Below are 4,363 nucleotides of genomic sequence, written 5' to 3'. Positions count from 1 at the left end.
GCTTGCGGGAGGGGTCGGGGGAGGGGCTGACGTGTCGGTTCTTTCCCCATGCGTCGCAGCCCGCTTTCACGCCATCCCCTCCCCTAACCCCTCCCGCAAGCGGGAGGGGAACGAACATCGCCTCGCTCAGCCTGCGCTCATGCTGGCGGGTGTAGCGAAGACGCAGGGCCGCGTTCCGGGCCCGCAGGAGTATCGTGCATGTTGAACGCCCTTCTCGCCGCTGCCTTCGCCCTCCAGTCGGGCGTCGCGATCGACAGCTCGGCCCAGTTCGGCGCGGCGACCAACCATGCGCGCTGCATCGTCCGCGCGATCGGCGTGGCGCCGGCGGACGCGGGCGCGCGCTCGGCCAAGGTCGCCAGCGCGATCAAGCAGTGCCGCGACTTTCTCGATTCCGATTTCCAGGCGGGCCGCCTGCTGCTCAACGATCGGCCCTATCAGCCGAGCGCCTGGCGCAAGCTGACCCCGGTGCTCGACGCGATCGAAGCCGACATCAAGGCCAGCGTGACCGCGCCCAAGCAGTACAAGATCATGTGGAAGCTGCCCGACGGCTCGCTGGTCGATGCCTATGACGCGGGCACTCCGCCCAAGACCCTCTCTCTCGTGACCGTGGCGATCTGAACCCCATGCTGAACATCCAGAACCTGCACGCCGAAGTCGACGGCAAGGAAATCCTCAAGGGCCTGACCCTGTCGCTGAACGCGGGCGAAGTGCACGCGATCATGGGGCCGAACGGTGCCGGCAAGTCGACGCTCGGGTACGTCCTTGGCGGCCGGGGTGGCTATGAAGCCACAAGCGGCGGCGTGACCTTCGACGGGCAGGATCTGCTGGCGCTGGAGCCGCACGAGCGCGCCGCCGCCGGGCTGTTCCTCGGCTTTCAGTATCCGGTCGAGATCCCCGGCGTGTCGAACGTCCAGTTCCTGCGCGAGGCGGCCAATGCCCAGCGCCGCAACCGCGGCGAGGCCCCGCTCTCGGGCGCCGAGTTCCTCAAGCTGGCGCGCGCCCAGGCGGCGGCGCTCGGCATGGATGCGGAAATGCTCAAGCGGCCGGTGAATGTCGGCTTCTCGGGCGGCGAGAAGAAGCGCAACGAGATGGTGCAGATGGGGATCCTGAACCCCAAGCTCGCCATCCTCGACGAGACCGACAGCGGCCTCGACATCGACGCGCTGAAGGCGGTGGGCGAGGGCATCAACCGCATCATGCGCGCGCCCGACAAGGCGGTGCTGCTGATCACGCACTATCAGCGCCTGCTCGATTATGTGCAGCCGGACTTCGTCCATGTGCTGGCAGGCGGCCGCATCGTCCGCTCCGGCGGCCCGGAGCTGGCGCTTGAGCTCGAGCGCGAAGGCTATGGAGCGCTGGCGGCGTGACCGTGCTCGATCTTCCCACGAAGAAGGCGGAGGCGTGGCGCTGGTCCGACATGGACACGCTGCGCGCCGCGGCCGAAAGCCCGCAGGCACCGGCAGGCGTGGATCCGTCGGACCTGTTCCTCGACATCGACGGCCCGCGCCTGTGCTTCGTCGACGGCGTGTTCGCGCCCGCGCACAGCCGGCCCGGCCCGGTGGAAGTCACCCGCCACATCCCGGCGACCGACCATCCGCTCGGCAGCCTCGCCGTGGGTGAGGGTTGGGCGCTGCATCTCGGTCCAGAACATGCCGCGACCTGCATCCAGATCGTCCATCTCGGTACCGGCGGCGAGAACCATGTTCCCGCGCGCATCCTGCTGGCCGACGATGCTGTCGCGTCCGTGGTCGAGACCTTTGCCGGCACCGGCTGGGCGAACCGGCTGACCGCGATCGCGCTCGGCAAGGGCGCGCGGCTGATGCGCTCGGTGCGGCTGGTGCAGACCGGCGGCTTCGTCTCGATCCGCGACGAGGCGGAAATCGGCGAGGCGGCGAGCCTGGTGTCGATCTTCCTCGGCGCGGGCGGCATGGGCAGCCGGATCGACGGCGCGCTCACGCTCACCGGCAAGGGCGCCTTTGCCGAAATGGGCGGCGCGCTGCTCACCAGCGGCAGCCAGCGGCAGGAAGCCGCGGTCGCGGTGCGGCACGAGCAGATCGAGGGCACCTCGCGCCAGATCTGGCGCGCGGTTGCGGCCGACGAGTCGGTGGCGAGCCTCGCCGCGCGGGTGGAAGTCGCCCGGGGCGCGCAGCAGACCGATGGCGAACAGTCGCTGCGTGGGCTGCTGCTCCAGCGCACGGCGACGGTGAACCTCAAGCCCGAACTCGAAATCTTCGCCGACGACGTGAAGTGCGCGCACGGCGCGACGGTGGGCGAGCTCGATCGCAACGCGCTGTTCTACCTGCAGAGCCGGGGCATCGAGGAATCCCAGGCCAAGGCGCTGCTGACCCACGCCTTCGTGGCGGATGCGTTGGCGCGGATCGGCGAGGCGCCGGTGCGCGAGGCCTTTGCGGCGGATGCGGCCAAGTGGCTGGAGGCGGCGCTGTGATGCTGGGGAGCTACACCGTCAAAAAGCCCCTCCCCTTCAGGGGAGGGGTTGGGGTGGGGGACGTCATCTGGAGTGCGGCCCCTGCCTCTCGGTCATGCCCCACCCCAACCCCTCCCCTGAAGGGGAGGGGCTTATGAGTTCCGTCGTGACGACTGCCGCCCCGCTCGACGTCCTCGCCGACTTCCCCGCGATCCCGGCCGGCTGGGCTTATCTCGACACCGCCGCGACGTCGCAAAAGCCCCGCCCGGTGCTGGACGCGATCGCGCGCGGCTATGGCGAGACCTATGCCACGGTCCATCGCGGCGTGTACCAGCGCTCGGCCGACATGACGCTCGCCTTCGAGGCGGCACGCGCCCGGGTGGCGAAGTTCATCGGCGGCAAGCCCGAGGAAGTCGTGTTCGTCCGCGGCGCCACCGAGGGGATCAACCTCGTGGCGCAATGCTACGCCGCGACCCAGCTCAAGGCGGGCGACCGCATCCTGCTCTCGGCGCTGGAGCATCATTCGAACATCGTGCCGTGGCAGATGGCCGCCGAGAAGATCGGCGCACACATCGACGTGGTGCCGCTCACCGCCGACCACCGCATCGACCTCGACGCGATGGCGGCGATGCTCACCGACCGGCACAAGATGGTCGCGCTCGCCCATGTCTCCAACGTGCTGGGCTCGGTGCTCGACGTCCGCCGCGCAGTCGATCTCGCCCACGGGGGCGGTGCCAAGATCCTGATCGACGGCTGCCAGGCGGTCGCCCGGCTGCCGGTCAACGTGGCCGAGCTCGGCTGCGACTTTTACGTCTTCTCCGGCCACAAGCTCTACGGCCCGACCGGGATCGGCGTGCTGTGGGGGCGGTACGAACTGCTCGACGCGATGCCCCCCTATCAGGGCGGCGGCTCGATGATCGACCGCGTGACCTTCGCCAAGACCACCTATGCGCCGCCGCCGGGCCGCTTCGAGGCGGGCACCCCGCATATCGTCGGTGTCGTCGGGCTGCATGCGGCGATCGACTATGTGGACGGTATCGGTCTGGACCGCATCCACGCCCACGAAACCGCGCTGGTCACCGAGACGCGCACCGCGCTTTCGGGGATCAACAGCGTGCGGCTGTTCGGGCCGGCGGACAGTGCCGGCATCGTCAGCTTCGCGGTGGAGGGCGTGCACCCGCACGACGTCGCGACGATCCTCGACGAGGGCGCTGTCGCGATCCGCGCCGGGCATCACTGCGCCCAGCCGCTGATGGAGCTGCTGGAGGTCCCCGCCACCGCGCGGGCGAGCTTCGGCGTGTATAACGGGCCGGCCGATGTGGCTGCGCTCGTGCGAGGAATCGAACGAGTGACGAGGATCTTCGGATGAACGAAGAACGCAGGATCGTGGTGGAAGAAGTCGACGCCGTCGAGGCACCGCCCAAGGCGCGGGTTGACGATGCCGCCGAGCCCGCCGCCGAGCGCAAGCGCGACTATCTCTCCGGCTTCCTTTCGCAGAAGCCGGCCGAGCCCGGTGCCGGCGAGCCCGGCGGCCCGCTATACGAGGCGGTGATCGACGCGCTCAAGGAGATTTACGACCCGGAAATCCCGGTCAATCTCTACGATCTCGGGCTGATCTACGGCGTCGACATCACGGCGAACGGTCATGCCGCGATCACCATGACGCTGACCACGCCGCATTGCCCGGTGGCGGAATCGATGCCGGGCGAAGTCGAGCTGCGGGTGAGCGCGGTGCCGGGCATCGCGACCGCCGACGTCAACCTCGTCTGGGATCCGCCCTGGGACCCGCAGAAGATGAGCGACGAGGCCAAGCTGGAACTGGGGATGTTGTAACCCATCTAAGCCCCTCCCCTTCAGGGGAGGGGTTGGGGGTGGGGCCTGACCGATCCGCGAGTCCAGCGCTCGTGGAGAGTCCCCCCCCCCCCCCCCCCCCCCCCC

5 protein-coding genes are annotated in these 4,363 nt (G+C 69.3%); all 5 read left to right on the top strand.

What is annotated here, in order from left to right; translation table 11 throughout:
- The first annotated feature begins 198 nt into the window (after window positions 1–198).
- The 5 genes from SAZ01S_RS22975 to SAZ01S_RS22955 all read left to right on the top strand — a co-directional run bounded on the left by SAZ01S_RS22975 (window position 199) and on the right by SAZ01S_RS22955 (window position 4,258).
- Window positions 199–618: a hypothetical protein gene (locus SAZ01S_RS22975; protein ID WP_084584652.1), complete on the top strand. Its 420-nt coding sequence runs from the start codon at window positions 199–201 to the stop codon at window positions 616–618.
- 5 nt (window positions 619–623) lie between these two features.
- Window positions 624–1,367 carry a Fe-S cluster assembly ATPase SufC gene (gene sufC / locus SAZ01S_RS22970; RefSeq protein ID WP_084584651.1) on the top strand — a complete coding sequence of 248 codons (744 nt, stop codon included), beginning with the start codon at window positions 624–626 and terminating at the stop codon, window positions 1,365–1,367.
- Window positions 1,364–2,446: a SufB/SufD family protein gene (locus tag SAZ01S_RS22965; protein WP_174596168.1), complete on the top strand. Its 1,083-nt coding sequence runs from the start codon at window positions 1,364–1,366 to the stop codon at window positions 2,444–2,446. Before sufC ends, SAZ01S_RS22965 begins: the two co-directional genes overlap by 4 nt.
- Before the next feature lie 133 nt (window positions 2,447–2,579).
- Window positions 2,580–3,794 carry a cysteine desulfurase gene (locus SAZ01S_RS22960; RefSeq protein WP_084584650.1) on the top strand — a complete coding sequence of 405 codons (1,215 nt, stop codon included), beginning with the start codon at window positions 2,580–2,582 and terminating at the stop codon, window positions 3,792–3,794.
- Window positions 3,791–4,258: an SUF system Fe-S cluster assembly protein gene (locus SAZ01S_RS22955; RefSeq protein WP_084584649.1), complete on the top strand. Its 468-nt coding sequence runs from the start codon at window positions 3,791–3,793 to the stop codon at window positions 4,256–4,258. Before SAZ01S_RS22960 ends, SAZ01S_RS22955 begins: the two co-directional genes overlap by 4 nt.
- Window positions 4,259–4,363: the final 105 nt, after the last annotated feature.

Source organism: Sphingomonas azotifigens NBRC 15497, assembly GCF_002091475.1.
In the GTDB taxonomy this organism is placed as follows: Bacteria; Pseudomonadota; Alphaproteobacteria; order Sphingomonadales; family Sphingomonadaceae; genus Sphingomonas; species Sphingomonas azotifigens.
Note: the sequence above shows the minus strand (reverse complement) of the source record. Positions and strands in the feature narration are given on the sequence as shown.